Origin of the sequence: Candidatus Poriferisodalis sp., assembly GCF_965237655.1 — a bacterium.
Taxonomy (GTDB): Bacteria; Actinomycetota; Acidimicrobiia; order Acidimicrobiales; family Poriferisodalaceae; genus Poriferisodalis.
Map to the genome: position 1 here is coordinate 2,019,102 of NZ_CBDEGB010000002.1, position 18,517 is coordinate 2,037,618.

At 65.9% G+C, this 18,517-nt stretch carries 20 protein-coding genes; 7 read left to right on the forward strand and 13 right to left on the reverse strand.

What is annotated here, in order from left to right; all coding sequences use genetic code 11:
• Positions 1-6 precede the first annotated feature (6 nt).
• From ACPXYO_RS17550 to hisD, 5 genes are all read right to left on the reverse strand, one after another.
• Positions 7-813 carry a HisA/HisF-related TIM barrel protein gene (locus ACPXYO_RS17550; RefSeq protein WP_423923280.1) on the reverse strand — a complete coding sequence of 269 codons (807 nt, stop codon included), beginning with the start codon at positions 811-813 and terminating at the stop codon, positions 7-9.
• Entirely contained in the window at positions 810-1,469 is a 660-nt protein-coding gene (hisH, locus tag ACPXYO_RS17555) for an imidazole glycerol phosphate synthase subunit HisH (protein ID WP_423923282.1), read from the reverse strand. Before hisH ends, ACPXYO_RS17550 begins: the two co-directional genes overlap by 4 nt.
• Positions 1,470-1,532: 63 nt before the next feature.
• On the reverse strand, positions 1,533-2,141 hold the full coding sequence (gene hisB, locus ACPXYO_RS17560; protein ID WP_419552775.1) for an imidazoleglycerol-phosphate dehydratase HisB: 609 nt from the start codon (positions 2,139-2,141) through the stop codon (positions 1,533-1,535).
• Between the two features lie 82 nt (positions 2,142-2,223).
• Positions 2,224-3,297, reverse strand: a complete 1,074-nt coding sequence (gene hisC, locus ACPXYO_RS17565; RefSeq protein ID WP_423923284.1) for a histidinol-phosphate transaminase — start codon at positions 3,295-3,297, stop codon at positions 2,224-2,226.
• Positions 3,294-4,598, reverse strand: a complete 1,305-nt coding sequence (gene hisD, locus ACPXYO_RS17570; RefSeq protein WP_423923286.1) for a histidinol dehydrogenase — start codon at positions 4,596-4,598, stop codon at positions 3,294-3,296. The genes hisC and hisD overlap by 4 nt, the downstream gene beginning before the upstream one ends.
• Before the next feature lie 102 nt (positions 4,599-4,700).
• Between hisD and ACPXYO_RS17575 the strand changes: the two genes are divergently transcribed.
• The 4 genes from ACPXYO_RS17575 to ACPXYO_RS17590 are packed head-to-tail and all read left to right on the forward strand — an operon-like array spanning position 4,701 to position 10,189.
• Positions 4,701-7,481, forward strand: a complete 2,781-nt coding sequence (locus tag ACPXYO_RS17575) for a cell wall-binding repeat-containing protein (protein ID WP_423923288.1) — start codon at positions 4,701-4,703, stop codon at positions 7,479-7,481.
• Positions 7,450-7,821, forward strand: coding sequence for a hypothetical protein (locus tag ACPXYO_RS17580; RefSeq protein ID WP_423923290.1), 372 nt, complete (start codon positions 7,450-7,452; stop codon positions 7,819-7,821). Before ACPXYO_RS17575 ends, ACPXYO_RS17580 begins: the two co-directional genes overlap by 32 nt.
• A gap of 4 nt (positions 7,822-7,825) precedes the next feature.
• Positions 7,826-9,940 carry a cell wall-binding repeat-containing protein gene (locus ACPXYO_RS17585; protein ID WP_423923292.1) on the forward strand — a complete coding sequence of 705 codons (2,115 nt, stop codon included), beginning with the start codon at positions 7,826-7,828 and terminating at the stop codon, positions 9,938-9,940.
• Positions 9,941-10,000: 60 nt separating this feature from the next.
• Complete coding sequence (locus tag ACPXYO_RS17590) at positions 10,001-10,189, forward strand: hypothetical protein (RefSeq protein ID WP_423923294.1); 189 nt, start codon at positions 10,001-10,003, stop codon at positions 10,187-10,189.
• Between the two features lie 32 nt (positions 10,190-10,221).
• Here ACPXYO_RS17590 and ACPXYO_RS17595 read toward each other — a convergent pair whose 3' ends face one another.
• Genes ACPXYO_RS17595 through mshD form a run of 4 tightly spaced genes read right to left on the reverse strand, consistent with a single transcriptional unit; the run spans position 10,222 to position 13,766 of the window.
• Entirely contained in the window at positions 10,222-11,139 is a 918-nt protein-coding gene (locus ACPXYO_RS17595) for an HpcH/HpaI aldolase/citrate lyase family protein (protein WP_423923296.1), read from the reverse strand.
• A 54-nt stretch (positions 11,140-11,193) separates the two neighbouring features.
• Entirely contained in the window at positions 11,194-11,835 is a 642-nt protein-coding gene (gene nth / locus ACPXYO_RS17600; RefSeq protein ID WP_423923298.1) for an endonuclease III, read from the reverse strand.
• Positions 11,836-11,844: 9 nt separating this feature from the next.
• Complete coding sequence (gene rlmN / locus ACPXYO_RS17605; protein WP_423923300.1) at positions 11,845-13,005, reverse strand: 23S rRNA (adenine(2503)-C(2))-methyltransferase RlmN; 1,161 nt, start codon at positions 13,003-13,005, stop codon at positions 11,845-11,847.
• Complete coding sequence (gene mshD / locus ACPXYO_RS17610; RefSeq protein WP_423923302.1) at positions 13,002-13,766, reverse strand: mycothiol synthase; 765 nt, start codon at positions 13,764-13,766, stop codon at positions 13,002-13,004. The genes rlmN and mshD overlap by 4 nt, the downstream gene beginning before the upstream one ends.
• 105 nt (positions 13,767-13,871) lie before the next feature.
• On the opposite strand from mshD, the gene ACPXYO_RS17615 reads away from it, so the two are divergent.
• Complete coding sequence (locus ACPXYO_RS17615; protein ID WP_423923304.1) at positions 13,872-14,315, forward strand: hypothetical protein; 444 nt, start codon at positions 13,872-13,874, stop codon at positions 14,313-14,315.
• The gene (locus tag ACPXYO_RS17620; protein WP_423923306.1) at positions 14,312-15,025 is read left to right on the forward strand and encodes a ubiquinone/menaquinone biosynthesis methyltransferase; all 714 of its coding nucleotides are present in this window, start codon (positions 14,312-14,314) and stop codon (positions 15,023-15,025) included. Before ACPXYO_RS17615 ends, ACPXYO_RS17620 begins: the two co-directional genes overlap by 4 nt.
• A 30-nt stretch (positions 15,026-15,055) precedes the next feature.
• Here ACPXYO_RS17620 and ACPXYO_RS17625 read toward each other — a convergent pair whose 3' ends face one another.
• The 4 genes from ACPXYO_RS17625 to ACPXYO_RS17640 form a co-directional block, all read right to left on the reverse strand.
• Positions 15,056-15,541 carry a YbaK/EbsC family protein gene (locus ACPXYO_RS17625; RefSeq protein ID WP_423923308.1) on the reverse strand — a complete coding sequence of 162 codons (486 nt, stop codon included), beginning with the start codon at positions 15,539-15,541 and terminating at the stop codon, positions 15,056-15,058.
• 70 nt (positions 15,542-15,611) lie between these two features.
• Positions 15,612-16,490 (reverse strand): 1,4-dihydroxy-2-naphthoate polyprenyltransferase, encoded by an 879-nt coding sequence (locus tag ACPXYO_RS17630; protein ID WP_423923310.1) that lies wholly within the window; start codon positions 16,488-16,490, stop codon positions 15,612-15,614.
• A 142-nt stretch (positions 16,491-16,632) separates the two neighbouring features.
• A complete protein-coding gene (locus tag ACPXYO_RS17635) occupies positions 16,633-16,956 on the reverse strand; it encodes a hypothetical protein (protein ID WP_423923312.1) in 324 nt (107 codons plus the stop codon).
• 6 nt (positions 16,957-16,962) lie between these two features.
• Positions 16,963-17,229 carry a hypothetical protein gene (locus ACPXYO_RS17640; protein WP_323673011.1) on the reverse strand — a complete coding sequence of 89 codons (267 nt, stop codon included), beginning with the start codon at positions 17,227-17,229 and terminating at the stop codon, positions 16,963-16,965.
• A gap of 171 nt (positions 17,230-17,400) precedes the next feature.
• Here ACPXYO_RS17640 and ACPXYO_RS17645 point away from each other — a divergent pair, with 171 nt between their 5' ends.
• Positions 17,401-18,492: a Zn-dependent alcohol dehydrogenase gene (locus ACPXYO_RS17645; RefSeq protein ID WP_423923315.1), complete on the forward strand. Its 1,092-nt coding sequence runs from the start codon at positions 17,401-17,403 to the stop codon at positions 18,490-18,492.
• Positions 18,493-18,517: the final 25 nt, after the last annotated feature.

Below are 18,517 nucleotides of genomic sequence, written 5' to 3' on the forward strand. Positions count from 1 at the left end.
AAGCCCTCATGATTGGCCGACCTCGGGGATCGGCTCGTCGTGGGCTGCGCTCCCGCGTGCCACCACCACGGCGGCGCCGGGCGAGATCGCGCCATCGTGGAGCGCTTTGCCGACGATGGCCCCAGCGAGCGTGTGGCCATTCGCCGAACGCAGGTCTCGCAGGTCGGCAATGTCGGCGAGATAGCCGACCCCGCCGCTGGCAATCACCGACATGGCCGGCGGGCGTTGAGGTGCGTCCAGCACGTTCCGCAGGCCAGACAGGTCGCTCCCGCCGCCCATGCCATCGCGGGCGATCTGGGTGACGACAACCGCCTCGGCGCCGCTGCCAGCCAGCCGGGACAGCGCCTCGGACAGGCTCACACCGCTGCGATGCTCCCAGCCGCGCGTGGCGACTTCGCTTCCCCGCACATCGAGACCGACGGCGACGCGGTGCCCCGCAGAGCTCAGCTCCCCCACGAGGTCCGGGTTCTCGACTGCCGCAGTGCCCACCACGCAGCGCGTGACTCCCGCGTCGAAGAGCGCTTCGGCGCTGGCGCGGCCGCGTACGCCTCCGCCGCATTGCACGCGAACGCCAGCATCGCCGATGGCGGCAACGACCGACCGGATCACATCCCGGTTGGTGCTGTCGACAACGCCCGATCGGGCTGCGTCAAGGTCGACGATGTGAATCCAGCGCGCGCCTGCCTTCGCGAATTCGTGCGCTACGTCGACCGGGTCGGCGTCGTAGCGCACCTCACGGTCGTAGTCGCCTTGCAGCAGGCGCACGCAGCGACCCTCGCGCAGGTCGATCGCCGGATACAGCTCGAAGCTCATTGGCTGCACCGGTTTGCCACCACTGCGGCGAGGAAGTTCTGCGCCAGCAGCTTGCCGGCGTCACCGGATTTCTCGGGATGGAACTGCGTTGCCCACGTGCGGCCGCTCTGCGTGACCGCAGTGATCGGCGTCGGATAGTCACAGGTTGCGACCACCAGGCCGGCCTCGGTGTCGGGCGCGTAACTGTGGACGAAGTACATCCAGGCACCCTGTTCCAGACCTGCCAGCAGCGGGCAGCCCGGCCGCTTCACGTCGAGCCGATTCCACTGCATCTGGGGCCGCACCATGCCGTCCGGCAAAAGCCGCACCGTCCCAGGCATAACGCCCAATCCGGGTATTCCTGGGGCCTCTTCGGAGGCTTCGAACAGCATCTGCATGCCGACACAGATGCCCAAGAAGGGCCGTCCGCTCTCGATGGCCTGGAGCGCCGGCTGTTCCAAGCCGGTCACACGAAGTTGCCTCATGCAGGTGCCGAAATGCCCGACGCCTGGCAGCACGACGCCATCCGCGTCACGGATGAGGCCTGCATCCGCAGTGAGAAGGGCATCGGCACCTACTCGTTCGAGTGCCTTTTGGGCCGAGCGCAGGTTGCCGATGCCGTAGTCGAGCACGGCGACCAGCGGTCGGCCTGAAGCCGTTTCGTTTGATTCGGTCACTGTGCGGTCGCCTTGAGATCTACTTGACGCGGGCTTGGCGGTGCGCCGATCACCGGCTGCCCGTCATAGGACGCCCTTCGTGGAGGGCAGCACGTCGTCAGCAATACGGATGGCGTCATAGAACGCCCGCGCCGCGCCCTTGAAGCTGGCCTCGATGATGTGATGGGTGTTTCGGCCGCGCAGCATCACCAAGTGCAACGTGATGCCTGCCGACATGACGAGCCCCCGCCAGAACTCTTCACACAGCTGTGGGTCGAAGGGCGGGTCGCCCAGGATCTTCTCTCCCGGCGGATCGATGTCGTAGTGCAGGAACGGGCGACCTGACAGGTCGAGCACGACCTCGACGGCCGCCTCGTCGAGCGGCACCGTGTACGACGAGAAGCGGCGCACGCCTGCCTTGTCGCCCCAGGCCTGCCGCATGGCCTCGCCGAGCGCGATGCCGGTGTCTTCGACGGTGTGGTGGGCGTCGATTTCGAGGTCGCCGACGGTGCGCAGTCGCAGGTCGAATCGAGCATGCTTGGCCAGTTGAGCGAGCATGTGGTCAAAAAACGGCAGGCCCGTCGAAATGTCGTTTTGGCCGGTGCCGTCGAGATCCAGCGTCAGGTCGATCTGGGTCTCCTTGGTGTGGCGCTGCACGGTGCCAGTCCGTGAGGAGACAGGGCGAGCAGTCATGAGGACCCCTCCGCATCGATCAGCATCGGTCGCATCAGCCTGCGGCCTGCGCGGCGGTTTCGCACCCTCCGGCTGGACGACTTCATGCGAGCACCTCTGCGAGGGCCTCGAGGAAGCTGTCGTTCTCGGGAGGCGTGCCGACGGTGACCCGCAAGCAGTCGGCGAGGCGGGGCCACCCCGAACAGTTGCGCACGAGCACCGAGCGGTCCACGAGTGCTTGCCAGACATCGTCGCCGCTGCGCCCGGTGGGACTGGTGCGGAACAGGATGAAATTGGACTGCGAGGGCCAGACGTTCAGGCCCAGCCGGCCCAGGGTCGTCTCGATCCGCTCGCGCTCGGACACGATCGCAGCCACACGGTGCTCCATCTGGTCCGCGAACCGCAGAGCGACGCGCCCGGCAATCTGTTTGAACGTGTCGACGTGGTACGGCAGCACGACTTTCTCGAACTCAGGAGCCATGCCTGCGGGTATCACCGCATAGCCCAGCCGCGCCCCCGCCATCGCCCACGTCTTCGAGAACGTGCGGGTGACGACGAGATTGGGGGGCCCTCCTGCATCGTCGCAGAGGTCGATGGCGCTCCAGTCGGCGAATTGGCCGTAGGCCTCGTCGACCACTACGAGGCCCGGCGCAATCTCCAGTGCTCGTTCGAGCACCTCAAATCGCTCGGGCGTGCCGGTGGGATTATTGGGCGAGCACAGGAACACGATCGAGGGCTGGTGCCGCTCGATGACGCGCTCCAACTCGAAGACGCTGACGCTGCCGTCTACGTGCCGCTCGCCTTCGACCACCGCGCTCTGGGTGCTGCGCGCGATCTGGCCGTACATCGCATAGGTGGGCTCAAAGGTGGCAACGCTTCGACCTGTCCCGCCGTAGGTCAAACAGACGGTCTGCAGCACCTCGTTGGAGCCGTTGGCCACGAAGATGCGCTCAGGCTCGATGTCGTGCAGCTTCGCCAGGTCGGCCCGTAGCCCGCTTGCCGTGCGATCGGGGTAGCGATGCCACTCGACGTTGCGCAGTTCCGACGCGAGTGCCTCAGAGAACTCTGGCGGCGGTCCCACCGGTGCCTCGTTCGTGTTGAGGCGCACCTCGACGTCGATCTGCGGCGAGTGATACCCCTCAAGCAGGCGCAGGTCGTCACGGACTGGCGGCTTCACGGCCGAATCCCCGATGTGGACCACTCCTTGCGGCGCGACACCGAAACCGCGTGTGCCCACAGCCCCTCGGCTTCCGCCAGCTCAGCCACTGCCGGCGCGAGTCGATCGAAGCCGGCTTCGGTGACATCGACCACATGCATCCGCTTGGTGAAGTCGTCGGTGGTGAGCGCTCCGGCAAATCGGGCGGTTCCAGCAGTCGGCAGCACGTGGGATGGTCCTGCCACGTAGTCGCCGACCGATGCCGGTGCCCATGGCCCGACAAACACTGCCCCGGCGTGACGGATGTCGCCCACCAGTTCATCGGCGCCATCGCACATGAGCTGAATATGTTCGGGCGCAACGAAGTTGGCGACTTCGGCAGCCTGGGCGGGGCCGTCAACGAGGCACACGAAGCCGTCGGCCTCCAAGGTGGCCAGGGTCTCGTCGCGCCGTGGCGACAGGTCGACGATCTGAACGATTGCCTCGCAGACGGCGTCAGCGCAGGCAGGGTCCCAGGTGACAAGCCAAGCCCGGCCCCCGGGGCCGTGCTCGGCCTGCAGCACCACATCGGTCGCTGCAGCGGCCGGCGGGCACGTCCCGTCGGCGATCACGACGATCTCCGAGGGCCCCGCGAACGCAGACGCGACGCCCACGTCTCCGGCCACAAGCTGCTTTGCAGTCGCGACCCAGGCGTTACCAGGCCCAGCCACGACATCAGCCGGACGGATGGTCTCAGTGCCGTAGGCCAGGGCCGCGACGGCCTGCACGCCGCCCACCCGGTGCACCTCGGTGACACCGCAAAGATGCGCGGCAGCCATCACCGACGGCGCCAGGTTGCCGTCGGGACCCGGCGGTGAGCAGAGCACGATGTCGTCCACCCCGGCCGCTTGAGCGACCAGCACGGTCATGAGCACCGTGGAGGGGTAGGCGGCCAACCCGCCCGGCACGTATACGCCAGCGCGGTCCACCGGCTGGCTGATCGAGCGAACGGTGACCCCGTCGCGTTCGTAGGTATGGCCAGCAGCCGCTTCTGTGCGATGGAATTCCAGTATGCGCCGGTGAGCGGTCTCCATTGCCGAACGCAACGCAGGCGACAGACCTGCCCACGCAGCCTGAAGTTCGCTCGCCGGCACCAACGTGTCGGGCACGTCAACCCCGTCGAAGCGGGCAGTGAGTTCCCGGACAGCCGCATCGCCGCCGTTTCGGACTTGGTCGATCAGCTCGCGAACAGCCTCGGCTGGCACCGCGGTGCTCGCTTGCGGGCGCGGCAGCAGATCAGCCAGCTTGTCGCTCCGACCCCGCAGGTCCAGCCGTTTGAGCACCGCGCCGAGGGTACCTGTGCCTGTTTGAGCCACTGCTGCGAATTGCGGCTGGAGCACTGCTGAGCCCACAATCTGCCCCCGGCCAGCAGTTAGATTTCTCTGATGCGGAGATGCATGTTGATCATGGCGCTGGCTATTGCGATGGCTAGCGGTGTGCTCGTGCCGGTCGTCACAGTGGGAGCATCGCAACGCCCTGCCGATCTTGATGTGTCGCGCTATGGGGGCGCGGACCGGTATGCGACCTCGCTGCTGGTGGCCGAAGCGGTGGCAGCCCATGCGGGGGGAAGCCTCGAGTGGGTGGTGATGGTCTCGGGCCGCAACTGGACCGGCGCAGTCATTGCTGCACCGCTTGCAGGGTCACTGGGCGCACCAGTTCTTGCGACGCCGCCGGACCAGCTGCGCTCGGACGCCTCCGAGTTTCTGCACCGCACAGGGGTGTCTCAGGCGCTTGTCGTGGGCGCCGAGAGCGACACCGAGGGGGTGGGCGCCACGGTCGTGGCAGGCCTCGAGGCCATTGGCATTTCGGTGGAGCGAGTAACGCGTGCGGACCAGTACGCCACTGGATTCGCAGTCGCCCATCGGATGGGCACGCCGGGCCACATGGGCAATCTGGGCAGAACTGCTGTAGTGGCGAGCGGGGAGGTGTTTGCTGATGCGCTGGTGGCGGGTGCGTTCGCGGCTCGCGGCCCGCATCCCGTGCTGCTGACTCCGCGCAGCCGTTTGCACCAAGGCGTGGCCAGTTACCTCGCCGAACTGGGAATCGAACATGTGGTGCTCATGGGCGGAACCGGTGCACTGCACCAATCCGTCGAAGACTCGATCGTCGCGCTCGGTATCGAAGTAACAAGGCTTGCGGGAAGCTCCCGTTACGACACTGCGATCGAGGCAGCGAGATTCGTCTCGGGCATCTATGGCGACGACTGCTTCACGAGCCGACGAGTCGGCTTGGCGCGCGCCCGAATTCCGTTCGACTCCTTCAGCGCCGCCCCGCTGCTCGCCCGCCTGTGCGCTCCCCTGCTGCTCGCCGATCCGCGAGCCATTCCCGCACCCACCATCGAGTTCCTCAACCAAGCTCGCTCTGCAACGGCCGCCCGTGGCGACGCCGCAGTCGACCTTCGGGTCTTCGGCGGCTATGCGGCAATCTCCCAAGGAGCGATCAACACTTATGTTGCGAGTTTCACCGGCGCCGTGAACCCCTTCGGCGCCGATGGGCTGCAGACCGGCACCGTCGTTACTGGCGTGCAGCCTCAACTGCCGTGCGTCGCCGATCTCGGCAGCCAACCGATGCCGGTGCTCGGAGACGAATTTGCCTTCGCAGCGGCATGGTCGCCGGACTGCAGTCGCGTTGTGTATCTCGACAACGAGCAAGCGATCTGGACATCTCGGATCGACGGAACGGAACGGACCAGGCTGACCGCTGGCTACACCGAGGAAGAGGAAGGCGAGTCACCTGCGTGGTCGCCCGACGGCACGCGGATCGCCTTCGTCAGATACGCAGGCCGGTTCTTGAACAGCGATCCCGTCAAGCACATCTTTGTCATCAATGCGGACGGAACGGGTGAGATGCAGCTCACATCGGGCAACTTCAGAGACCGCTCACCTACGTGGTCGCCGGACAGCAAGCACATCGCATTCTCGCGTCACAATCTCGAGACACCGCAGCACTATCAGAACTTGGACGACGAGTACATCGCCGTTCTGGACGCCGACGGCAGCAATATCAGGCCATTGACGCGAGGCGGCCTCGCCGACCGAGCCCCGTCATGGTCGCCTGACGGCACACGCATCGCCTACGGCGCGGACCACAACTTGTGGGTGATGGATGCCGTCGGCAGCAGCGCCCGGAAGGTACCAGTCACCGGCACGCGGGACGGTTACTCATGGTCGCCCGACGGCACTGCAATTGCATTCGCCACGCTTCGCTTTGTGGAGGACGACACTTACAGCGAAGGCGTCCGCATCGACCGGAGCATCACCATCGCTGAAGTCGACGGCTCGTCGACCGCGGTCGTTGTCCGGTACACCAGCCACGTCACCACGGATTCGGCCACAGACAGATACATCAACGTCCGCACGCCGAAGTGGGCGCCTGACGGGCGCAGCATCATGTTCGAACGCTATGCGAACCTAGCCGAAGGCACCCGTACCTACGTGGCGCCCGTTCCCCAGCTGCGCAGGGCTCGCATTGCCGTGGACTGTCGGCCGACCGGTGGACCGAGCCACGGCGTTGGATTCCCGACTTCCGATTCCGACGCCATCTCTCAAGGCACGCTGCGCATGGCTGTGCTGTTCGTCGACTTTCCGGATGCACAGGCTTCTCACAGCACCCAAGAAGAGCTTGCACGCGGCAACCCGCAACTCACCGATGACTTCATCGAACAAGTGAGCTATGGGAACTTGGACCTTGAGTTCGTGCCGCATCACGAGTGGCTGCGGGCTCCGGAAGATTCCAAGCACTACTTCGACATCGAGGGATCTGTCGGGTCCTTCGAAATCGCCGAGGTCGCGGCCTCGCTTGCTCTCGGCCGCCGTCAACATCTTCCCCGCGCAGTCGAATGGGGCGGACTGGAGCGGCTATCTCGTTCCGCTGACCGTATCGATGCTGGGAGCGCCTCACCTGGGAGGCTCAGGCTCGCTCGGTTTGCCGGACAGCCGGGTCGATCGGCCCGATGCGACCCCGGGGCAGCGGTGGCATCGGATCAAGGTGGGCACCCAAGGTCTATACGGGTTGTTCGCGTCACGCTTCCCGATCTATATCGGCGATCATCACGAGCCACCCAGCTGGACCCGCTGGCAGCTGGGATGGCTGGATACGGAACAAGTTGCGTGCATCGACCGGCCGGAGGCGACGGTGCAGCTCGTGCCACTCGCCGGTTCGGGTGACGGAACGGTCATGGCGGCGGTGCCCGCCGCTCACGATGCGATAATCGTCGTAGAGAGCCGCCGCAGGATCGGCTACGACACCCTCTCAAGCGCGCACCGCAGCGCAATCCTCGCAGGCAGCATCGACCCGAGCCTTGTGGGCGACCGGGTGCTCGTATACGTCGTCGATCCGACGGGCGCTCAACGACCAATCCGGTTCCCTGGCGACAACGGGTACGGGTACCTCGACCGCTACCCATTCCTCGACATGGGTGAATCGGTCACGGTGGCGGGCTACAGGATTTCCGTCATCTCCGACACAGGATCTGTCCACACCGTTTCCATTGTCAAGGCAGGTTGAAAGCATGAGCACCAAGCGGCCCAGAGTCAGAAGTTTCCCCGCCGCCGTGCGGACGTTCGCACTGCTCGTGGCGGCCATTGCCATTGCGTCAGGCGGCGTGCTGGTGCCGGTCACCGCTGTCGGTGCGGTACCTCGTTTCGCCGAGATCGACATGACGCGCTATGGGGGCGCGGACCGGTACGCGACATCGCTGCTGGTAGCGGAGGCAGTAGCTACCGAAGCCGGCGGCATGCTCGACTCGGTCGTCATGGTCTCAGGGCGCAATTGGACCGACGCCGTCGTCGCAGCGCCGTTGGCTGGATCACTGGGTGCGCCCGTGCTGGCGACGCCGTCGGGCATGCTGCGCGACGACGCAGCAGAGTTCCTCCGGCGCACTGGAGTGACCCACGCACCCATCGTGGGTGCCGACAGTGACGCCACCGGGGTGGGGCCTACAGTCGAAGCCTCGCTGCAGGCCCTTGGCATCACGGTTGAGCGGGTCACCCGTGCCGACCAGTATGGGACCAGCGTGGCGGCCGCGCATCGACTCGGCGAACCTGGGGAAATGGCAATACTTGGCCGGACTGCCATTCTGGCCAGTGGAGAGGTCTTCGCTGACGCTCTGGTTGCTGGCGCGTTTGCGGCACGCGGCCCCCACCCGGTGTTGCTGACTCCGCCCGAACGACTGCACCAAGGGGTCTCCGACTTTCTCATCCGAGCCGGAGTTGCGCACGTAGTGATCATGGGCGGCACCGGCGCTCTTCGGCAACCGGTCGAAGATGGACTGACGGCCCTCGGCATCGAAGTGACACGTCTCGCAGGCGCGAATCGTTACGACACCGCTGTCAAAGCCGCTGAATTTGTCGTTTACCGCTACACCCAGACTTGCTTCACGCCACGGCGCATGGGCTTGGCGCGCGCCCGAGTCCCGTTCGACTCATTCAGCGCGGCCCCTTTGCTGGCCCGGTTGTGCGCGCCGCTGCTGCTCGCTGATCCTGGCTCAATTCCTTCAGACACGGCTAACCATCTGGATCGACTTCGAGAAGACATCGCACCCAGCGGCGATGACTCGCTCGCTGGGCACATCTTCGGAGGCAACAGCGCGGTCTCGGACGCTGCAATCAGCGCCTACCTCGCGAGGGGAACCAGTGAGGTGACGTGCGATATAGAGCTCGGGGACGAACCGGTCCAACTGTTCGTCAATCTTGGCGGAAAGCGGGCCGCATGGTCACCCGACTGCTCGCGGATTGCCGGCGCCGACAAGGGAAACCTCTGGACGGCTCAAGCGGACGGTACGGACCCCGTACAACTCACCTCAGGTGCGCGATCGGATGAGAGCTTGACGACGTTGTGGTCCGACCACAGCCCTCGCCAGACATTCGAGGAACGGTCAGATTTCTCACCGGATTGGTCGCCCGACGGCACCCGCATCGTCTTCGTCCGATATACGGGTGTGTGGATTCATGCCGATGAGCCCGTCTATCACATCTACGTTGTCAACGCAGACGGGACCGGCGAATTCCAGCTCACTGATGCTGACGCAACCGACAAGAGGCCGTCCTTCTCGCCTGACGGACGGAGAATCGTTTTCGAACGCCGGGATCTCGAAGGCGATCCACGTGATCCCGACAGCGGCTGGAAAAAGAACTCGGTGATGATCATCGACGCTGACGGTCGTAATGAGACTCGCGTGGTCCAGGGAGGTGGCGGCGAGATCTATGCGCGTTGGACGCACGACGGTGAACGCATCGCCTATCGCTCGGGGGGAGGCATCGCCACGGTGCGTGAGGACGGCACCGACTGGATGCCGGTCTGGCCCGTCAGTCGGGCAGATCTCCGGTTTGGCGAGTACGCGTGGTCGCCGGACGGTTGTCAGGTTGCCGTGGTGGCGCGGCGCAGACTTGACGACGGTCAAGCCGAAGAATCAATCAAAGTCATCAACCTTGAGGACTCTTCGGTCACGACGCTCGTCAGCTACACGGGGCCTCACAACCAAAACCAAAGAATATTCAGGCCCCAGTGGATTCCCGACGGTCGCGGGATTCTTTACAGCAGTCACATTGTGAACACACACGATGAACCGCGTCACTACGTCGTGCGGTTTCCCCCGCCGACGTCTGCAGACGTTCCCACCGGCTGAATCCGACCCTCGAGACCTTGGAATCGCCCGGCGAGGACCGTTGTGGCTAGCGTGCCGCGGGTGATCAGCGCAGCGGAGCTGTCATCGATAGAGACTGCGGTGGGTGAAATCGGAACTCGAGTCGCTCAGGCAGCCGACGAACTGATGGGCACACCGCACGAAGATGTCGGCGTCGAGCTCTATGAGGTCGAGCGCTCGCTGCGCATGGCCCGGCGCCGATTGGCCCAAGCCACCGACTCGCTTCGCTGAGCGCCCGGTCAGCTGCCGCCCGGCGCGGCACTTCAGGAGCGCTCGACGATGGCCCCGGCAGTCGCAACGATCTTGCGGGCGCGGGTCAGGTGCGGCACGTCGACCATCTGACCCTTGTGGGCGAACGCCATCAGGCCGGCGGCCTCTGCTTCAGCGAACGCCTCGAGCAGCTCCTGAGCGTCGGCCATGTCGGCGGCGCTGGGCGTGAACGCAGCGTTGACGATGTCGATTTGTGCGGGGTGGATAGTGATCTTGCCCGTGAATCCCATGGCCGCTGACGTGGCGCACTCCGCAGCAAGCCCCTCGTCGTCGCGGAAGTCCACGAACACCGTGTCGAGCGGTTGCTTGCCCCATGCCGTGGCGCCCACCAGGCACATGACCCGGGCGTACTCGAACACTGGCAGGTAGGCGCCTGAGGCATCCCGGTTGGCCTTCGAACCCATCGCTGCGGACAGATCCTCGGCACCCCAGCTGAGTGCGTCCACACGGTCGTGGCGTGCCAGCTCGCCGATGTTGATCAGGCCCTGCGGTGTCTCGGTGCCCAGCACCAACAGCACCACGTCCCCGGTTGGGTGGCCGTTCTCAAGTTCCCAGCGAGTGATCATCCCGTCGAGCTGAACGACCTCCGCCGCATTGTTCACCTTGGGCACCAGGTAGGCGTCGGGCGGGCAGACCATCGTCTCGGCAATGTCAGCTGCACACCACGGGGTGTCCAGCGGGTTGATCCGCACTACCCGCTCCTTGCCACCGAAGTCGACATCGGCCAGCCAGCCCGCCAGGGTGACCCGGGCGCTGTCCTTGTTGTCGGGCGTGACGGCGTCTTCAAGATCGAGCACGAGGCTGTCCGCGTCGGTGGCCAGGGACTTTGTGAGCATGCGCTCGTTGGCGCCGGGCACGAAATGCGACGATCGCCGCACGGTTGCGTTGCCAACACTCTGGGACTCGGTCATTCGGTCGGGCCTCCTGGGCCTCGGGTCGTTGTTGCGGCGGGCGCCGCTGATGGATCAGGCCGCGAAGGCACTCGGGCAGTAATCGTTGAGCACGCAGTCATCGCAGGCGGGCTTCCGGGACGAGCAGACCCGCCTGCCATGCAGGATCAGCCGCAGGCTGAAGTCGCCCCGCTCGTACTGAGGGATCATCGGATTCAACGCCAGCTCGACTTTGACCGGGTCCTCCTCATCGGTGATGCCGAGTCGCCGCACGAGACGGCCGACGTGGGTGTCCACGGGCAAACCGGGCAGATCGAAGGCGACCGAGCGGATGACATTCGCCGTCTTGCGGCCCACGCCAGGCAGCTTCACAAGGTCTTCCAAGCGGGTCGGAACCTCGCCTCCGTAGTCGGCCAGCAGCTGTCGGGCCATGCCCTGCAGGTTGCGGGCCTTGCTGCGGAAGAAGCCGGTGGGATGCACCAACTCCTCCAGCTCAACGAGGTCGCACGACGCCAGCGCCTCGGCGTCGGGGTACTTCTCGAACAGCGCCGGCACAGTCGCGTTGACGCGAACGTCTGTGCATTGCGCCGACAGGATCGTCGCCACCAGCAGCTCGAACGGATTGCGGTGCTCGAGTTCGCACACGGCTTCGTACTCGTCTTTGAGCCGTTCGTGGGTCCGCTGGGCGCGCCCTTTCGGCGATCGAGGCCTAGCCATAGCGAGTTTCTAGCGCTCTCGTTGAACGCGTGCGCCGCGGCGGGCTCGGGCGCCCCGCTGGATCGAGACCAGCTTGTCGGCACGCAGCTGCCCGCACGCCGCATCGATGGAGGTGCCCCGGTTGACGCGCACGGTGGCGTTCACTCCGTAGGACGCCAACTCTGACGCGAAATGCTCGATGCGCCCCGATGGCGATGGCGCGTGGCCGTAACCCGGCGTTGGATTCAGCGGAATGAGGTTGACATGCGCCGCAAGCGGTCGTGCATATGCAGCCAGTTCGGCAGCGTCACGGTCGCGGTCGTTGACGCCGTCGATCATCGCCCACTCGAGGCTGATACGGCGCCGCTTGGCACGGCGGTAGTCGGCCAGTGCGCTCGCAAGGTCGCGCAGGGGGTACGTGCGATTGATCGGTGCGATGCGATTCCGCAGGCGGTCGTTCGCGGCGTGCAGCGAGACTGCCAGATTGACCGGCAGGCTGGCAGCTGCCAGACGCACAATGCCCGGAATGACACCCACAGTGGACACCGTGATGTGCCGGGCACCGATGCCCATGTCGCCATGGAAACGCTCCACTGCTGCCCACACGGCGTCGTAGTTTGCGAGTGGCTCGCCCATGCCCATGAACACAATGTTGATGGCTCCGCCGCGGGCGGCTCCGCTGTTGATGGCTCCGCCGCGGGCGGCTCCGCTGTTGATGGCTCCGCCCGCCGAGCTGCTGTGGCTGGTCGACGGCTGCTGCAGCGTGCCGAGCACCTGCTCGACGATTTCCCCGACACTCAGATTCCGGTCGAATCCCACCTGACCCGTGGCGCAGAAACTGCACGCCATGGCACAGCCAGCCTGGCTGCTGATGCACAGCGTGGTCCGATTGCGGTAGCCCATGAGCACGGTCTCGACCAGATGTCCATCACGCAGCGACCACAAGTGCTTGCGGGTCTTGCCGCGATCCGCTGTCTGGGTACGCACCAGCTTCAACGCTGGTGGCAGCAGTTCGCCGATGGCCTGTCGCAGGCTTTTGGGAACGTTGGTGAGCTCGGCCAGCGGGCGGCGCTGTCCGTACAGGCCATCCCACACCTGGTCCAGCCGGTATGAGGGCTCGCCATCGAGCAGCTCACCTAGCTCCGCCCGGCTGAGGTCCGCGAGTGCGGGATCGGCGACGGAGGCTGTCACGACCGGCCAGTGCCGTAGGACGCGAGCGGTCCGATGCCCGTGAACAGCCGCCGCACAACGGCAACCTCGAGGCCGAGATCCCCGTAGAGCGTGACGGCCGGCGCGTTGTCGGCGTCGACGTAGAGCATGGCCCGAGTCAGCCCAGCGTCGGAGAGATGCTCGTAGCCAGCCAGCGTGAGGGCTCGGCCGAGTCCCCGTCCGTGATACTGGGGATCCACCGCGATGACGTACACCTCACCGACCGGCGGGTCCTCGTCGTTGTGCATCTTCGTCCAGCAGTAGGCAACGATCTGCCCGTCGATGTCGTACACCCGGAAGCCGTCGGCGTCGAACCACGGTTCGGCTTGACGCTCAGCGACCTGAGGAAGCGTCCATCCACCCTGCTCGCGGTGCCACGAGAACGCCCGGTTGTTGACCTCCACCCATGCCTGCTCATCTTGGCCGACCACGAACGAACGCGTCTCGATTCCGCTGGGCTGATCCATCGGCAGGGACCGCTCCATCCGGTACAGATCGCGCTCGAACGTCAGGCCCAGCGATGTCAGCTCACGCCCGAGCGCAGTCTGCGAAGGCGCCAGATCGCTGCCCGCCGCTTCGGCGTGATCGGGATGGTCGATCCAGACCGACAGCGGGCCGGCAACGTCGTCGAGTTGCCGCCCTAACGCTGCAGCCAGCGCTCCCGCCGGCCACTGTGCGGCGTTGGCCTCCACGAGAGGGCCATGCTGATCAGCACCGATCGAGATGACGGGATCGGCACTCACTGCCAGAAGGCTAATGCTGCGCGGTTGAGGCCCCCAGGCCGTACCAGCCGGCCGCATGCGCCGCGCCGGAGGGGATCGTGCGGGCGCAGGTGCCACACTTGCCCGGTGAACCAGATGCGGTGGCTGAACCGCAGCCAGCCTCAGACGCTCTACAGCGCCGTGCTGCTGTGCTACTTCTCCGCTGTCCTGCTGCTATTCGGAAACCGCATCGACTGGCAACTCGCAGTCGACGTCTTCGAGGGCATCGTCTCGCTGTTCGCCAGCGAACGCACAGCCATCGGGCTCAGCGACAGCGTCGTGCCGCTGTCCGTGACTGTGCTGCTCGGCGGCTCACTCGTCGCTGGCGGCTTGGGAACCGCCAATGAGCGGCGGTGGGGCCACTGGCTGTGCTCTGCAGCGGCGGTCTACTCGGCGGTCGCGACGCTGTGGTGGGGTGCCCGCACCAGCTTCCAGCTCGGAATCTTCATGCGGCTCCTGTTCGACGCTCTGCTTCTGGTGCTGCTCTTCCACCCGATCAGCCGCAGTCATCGACGCGTCTGGTTCCGGTGAGTCTGCGTCTGCGTCGACGGAGGCGGTCCGAACTGCCCAGTCCGCAGGACAAGGCAGACACCGTCGAGCAGATGTTCGACGAGATCGCCCCGCGCTACGACCTGCTGAACCGCCTGCTGACGTTTCGGCTCGACACCCTGTGGCGACGGCGTGCGGTGGCAGCACTGGGCCTGCAGCCGGGCGAGACAGTGATTGATCTGGCCTGCGGCACCGGCGACCTGTGCAACCAGCTCGAGGCGGCGGGCTTGTTCGCCGTCGGAGTCGATTTCTCCGCTGGAATGCTTCAAGCCGCGACAACCCGTGCTCCGCTGGTGCGTTCCGATGCGCTGAGCCTCGGCGTGCGCGAGGGCTGGCTCGCCGGTGCGACCTGCGGCTTCGCTCTGCGAAATTTCGCCGACCTCGATCGTTTCTTCGCCGAGTTGGCTCGGGTGCTCCGGCCCGGCGCTCGGGTGGCGATGCTCGAAGTCGCCGAACCCGCCAATCCGGTGCTGCGTGCGGGGCACAAGCTGTACTTCGGCAAGGTCGTTCCCGCCGTCGGCAGCCTGCTCTCGAGCCGGTCGGCCTACCGCTACCTGCCCGAATCAGTGGCGTACCTGCCCGCAGTGCCAGAACTGCTCTCCCGGATCGCCGAGGCGGGATTCCACGATGTCCAGCGGAACGCGCTCAGCGGAGGCATCGCTCAGCTCATCACGGCAACGCGAGACGCCTGAACAGCGCCCGCAGGCGGAGTCCGTTTAGGTCTACGGCACCGTCTTGGCGAGATCGGAGACAACCTCGGCTGTGGGAAGTTCAGCAAGCGAGGCCGGCGGGCACAGGATCTTGCAGTCACGCGAGCCACCGCCCACGATGACCGCATCGCAGTCCATCACCCTGCTGTCGATCCACACGGGAATGTCATCGGGCAATCCGAACGGTGTCACGCCGCCGATCATCATGCCGGTGCGCTCGATGGTCTCAGGGGCATCCGCGAACGATGCCTTGCGAGTACCCAGCCTGCGCCGCACGATGCCGTTCACATCGAGCCGGGTCGTGGCAAGCACCACGCAGCAGGCCATCGGCCGCTCGGCCGACTTGCCCACCACGCAGATGGCGTTGGCCGACGCGTCCATCGAGTAGCCGTATCGCTCGCAGAACTGCGCCGTGTCGGCGAAGTCGGGATCGCATTCCACCAACTCGTATGCCACGCCGAGCGCGGCGAGATGATCCAGGACTGCCTCGGAGCTCATCGCGACATCTTGGCGGACCGCGGCCGAGATACCGCAGGATGCACGGCTTCCAACATTGGGTAGACGCGGTTCATACGCCCAAGGCCAATCCGACCGTGAGCAGCGCGCCCACAACGAGCTGGAGCCGCCCGGTCCCCGCCAGCACTGCCACCAGTGCTGCGCCAGTGGCACCGCGCAGCACCGTGCGCACGGGCGAGATGGCCACCATGGCCGAGGCGAGCGCGAGGATCGCCCAAGGCCGCAGAAGCGACAGGTACAGCGGCGAGATCACCACGATGAACACGACGGCCACGTACATCGCCCTGGTCGGCCTATCGCCTACGCGCACGGCCAGCGTGCGCTTGCCGGCCTGCTCGTCGGTGGGCAAGTCCCGCAGATTGTTCGAGATCAGCAGTGCCACTGAGCCCAGCCCGACGGGCACCGACGCAGCGAGGCCCACCACGGTCAGGTGGGCGTCTTGCACGAATGCCGACCCTGCAGTCGCTACCAGACCGAAGAAGACGAACACGAACAGCTCGCCGAGGCCGCGGTAGCCGTACGGCCGCCGGCCGCCGGTGTAGTACCACGCGGCCAGCATCGACGCCGCTCCCGCCACAATGAGCCACCACGAAACTGCTGCTGCGACGACCATGCCGACCGCCGCCGCTGCCCCGAACGCAGCGAACGCAGCATTGCGCACGGCGTTCGGCGAAGCCGCGCCCGATGCCACGAGACGTTGGGGGCCCACCCGGGTGACATCGGTGCCTCGCACGCCGTCGCTGTAGTCGTTGGCGTAGTTCACCGCAATCTGGATGAACAACGACACGACCAGCGCGCAGACAGCCCGCCACCACACGATCGCTCCCTCTGCCGCGGCATCCGAGGCTGCGGTGCCCACGAACGGCGGCACCAGCGATGCGGGCCAGGTGCGGGGTCGCGCCCCGGCGAGCCAGGTTCGAACGCCGGTCATTCCTGCGGTGAACCCAGCGGTCCGGCGTCGTCGGGAGACAGGGCTGGGTCCGCCACGGTTTCGAAAGCTAGGCGCGAATGGCGGAATGGGGCGCACTGACGAAGGTCATGCTTCCAGTCAGCTTCGACGTCTGCGTCGCTGCTCAGCCCGCCGCGGCCGCCCACGGGGCCGACTGACCCGCCTGGTAGTGGTCGGGCCGGATGCCGAAAGCCTCGATCATCCGGTGCCATCCACTCGCGGAAGCAAGCAGCGCACCGAGGCGCAGAATCTGCTGCTCGTTGAAGTGATCGTTCAGCCGCTCATACATCTCGGGCGGGATCACGCCCGAGTGCTCGAAGCCCGACAGCCAGTCGCACAGCGCCAGTGCGGCCTTCCACGACTCGGGCAACTCCGATGCCTCGTAGTCGGTCAGTTGTGCGACGACTTCGTTCGTGAGTCCGGTGCGCACCAACGATGCGCTGCGCACGAGGCTTCAGTGGAAGCACTCGTTCCGGTTGGCCATCCGGATGCGGCACAGCTCGATCATGTGCCGATCGAGCGCACCCGGATCTTCGTCGGGATGGCCGCCGTACACGGCACCGACCCAGCCGAGGAACAGGTCAATGGTGGTCTCGTCCGCCGCGAGCGTCCGGAACAGGTTGTCGTCGGTGTAGGCCTTCGCGTACCACGTGTCCAAGCGCCGTTGCTGCTTGTCGTCCAGCTCGGTCACCTTCGGCAAGTAGCCGTGCTCGTTGGCCATGACTCCCCCTCGGCGCGGATTGCTCGCTGCCAACGACGCTACCGCAGCAGCCACAACTGCACCGCTGTTCCCACCGGACTTTCCAGGCACATGCGTTCGGACGCGCGCCTAGTCTCGGCCTGAACCAATTGCGGCCAACTCGGACGGCCGACCAACGCGAGGGGGCGTGACATGAAGGCTGCTGTGCTCTGCGAACAGCCGGGCGACCTGGTAATCGAGGATCTGCGCATTGACGGACCCGGGCCGAACGAGGTTCTGATCCGCACCGTCGGTGCCGGTCTGTGCCACAGCGATCTGCATTTCATGGAGGGGCTGTTCCGGACGCCGCTCCCCCTGGTGATGGGCCACGAGTCCGCCGGCGTGGTCGAAGCGATCGGTTGCGACGTCAACTACGTCTCTCCCGGCGACCATGTCGTGGCCTGCCTGTCGATCTTCTGCGGCCAGTGTCACCGCTGCCTGTCGGGCAATCCTCATCGCTGCACCAATGTCCGGGCAACATCCCGCCCGAAGGACGCAGCCGCCCGGCTCAGCCGGGACGACGGCACCGAAGTCGGCCAGATGGCCCGCCTCGGGGGATTCGCCGAGCAGATGCTGGTCCACCAGAACGCGTTGGTGAAGATCCGTCCTGACATGCCGCTCGATCGGGCGTGCCTGATTGGCTGCGGTGTCACCACGGGCTTCGGCGCAGCGGTCAACACCGCCGGTGTCGGCGTCGGCAGCGTGGTCTGCGTGATCGGCTGCGGTGGCATCGGGCTCTCGGCCGTGCAGGGCGCAAGGGTCGCCGGGGCGGGCCGCATCATCGCCGTCGACATGACCGATGAGAAGCTCGAGACCGCCCGCCAGCTCGGCGCTACCGACACGGTCAATGCCGGTGAGGTGGACGACGTCGTCACCGCCGTCAAGGACATGACCGGCGGCGGCGTGGAGTACAGCTTCGAAGCCATCGGCTTGGCCCAGACCGTGCAGCAAGCCTTCGGGATGCTCGACATCGGCGGCACCGCCACCGTGATCGGCATGGTTCCCTCCAAGACCAGGGTCGAGCTGCGCGGCATCGACTTCCTGTCAGAAAAGAAGCTGCAGGGCTCGATGATGGGCTCGAACCAGTTCCGCAGCGACATCCCGATGATGGTCGAGCTCTACCTCGACGGACGCCTGATGCTGGACGAGATGATCTCGGGACGCATCAGCCTCGAACAGGTCAACGAGGGCTACTCCTGGATGAAGGCCGGCACCTCCAACCGAACCGTCATCACCTTCGACTGACCCCGCAGTCGACCTGCGGCGCCCA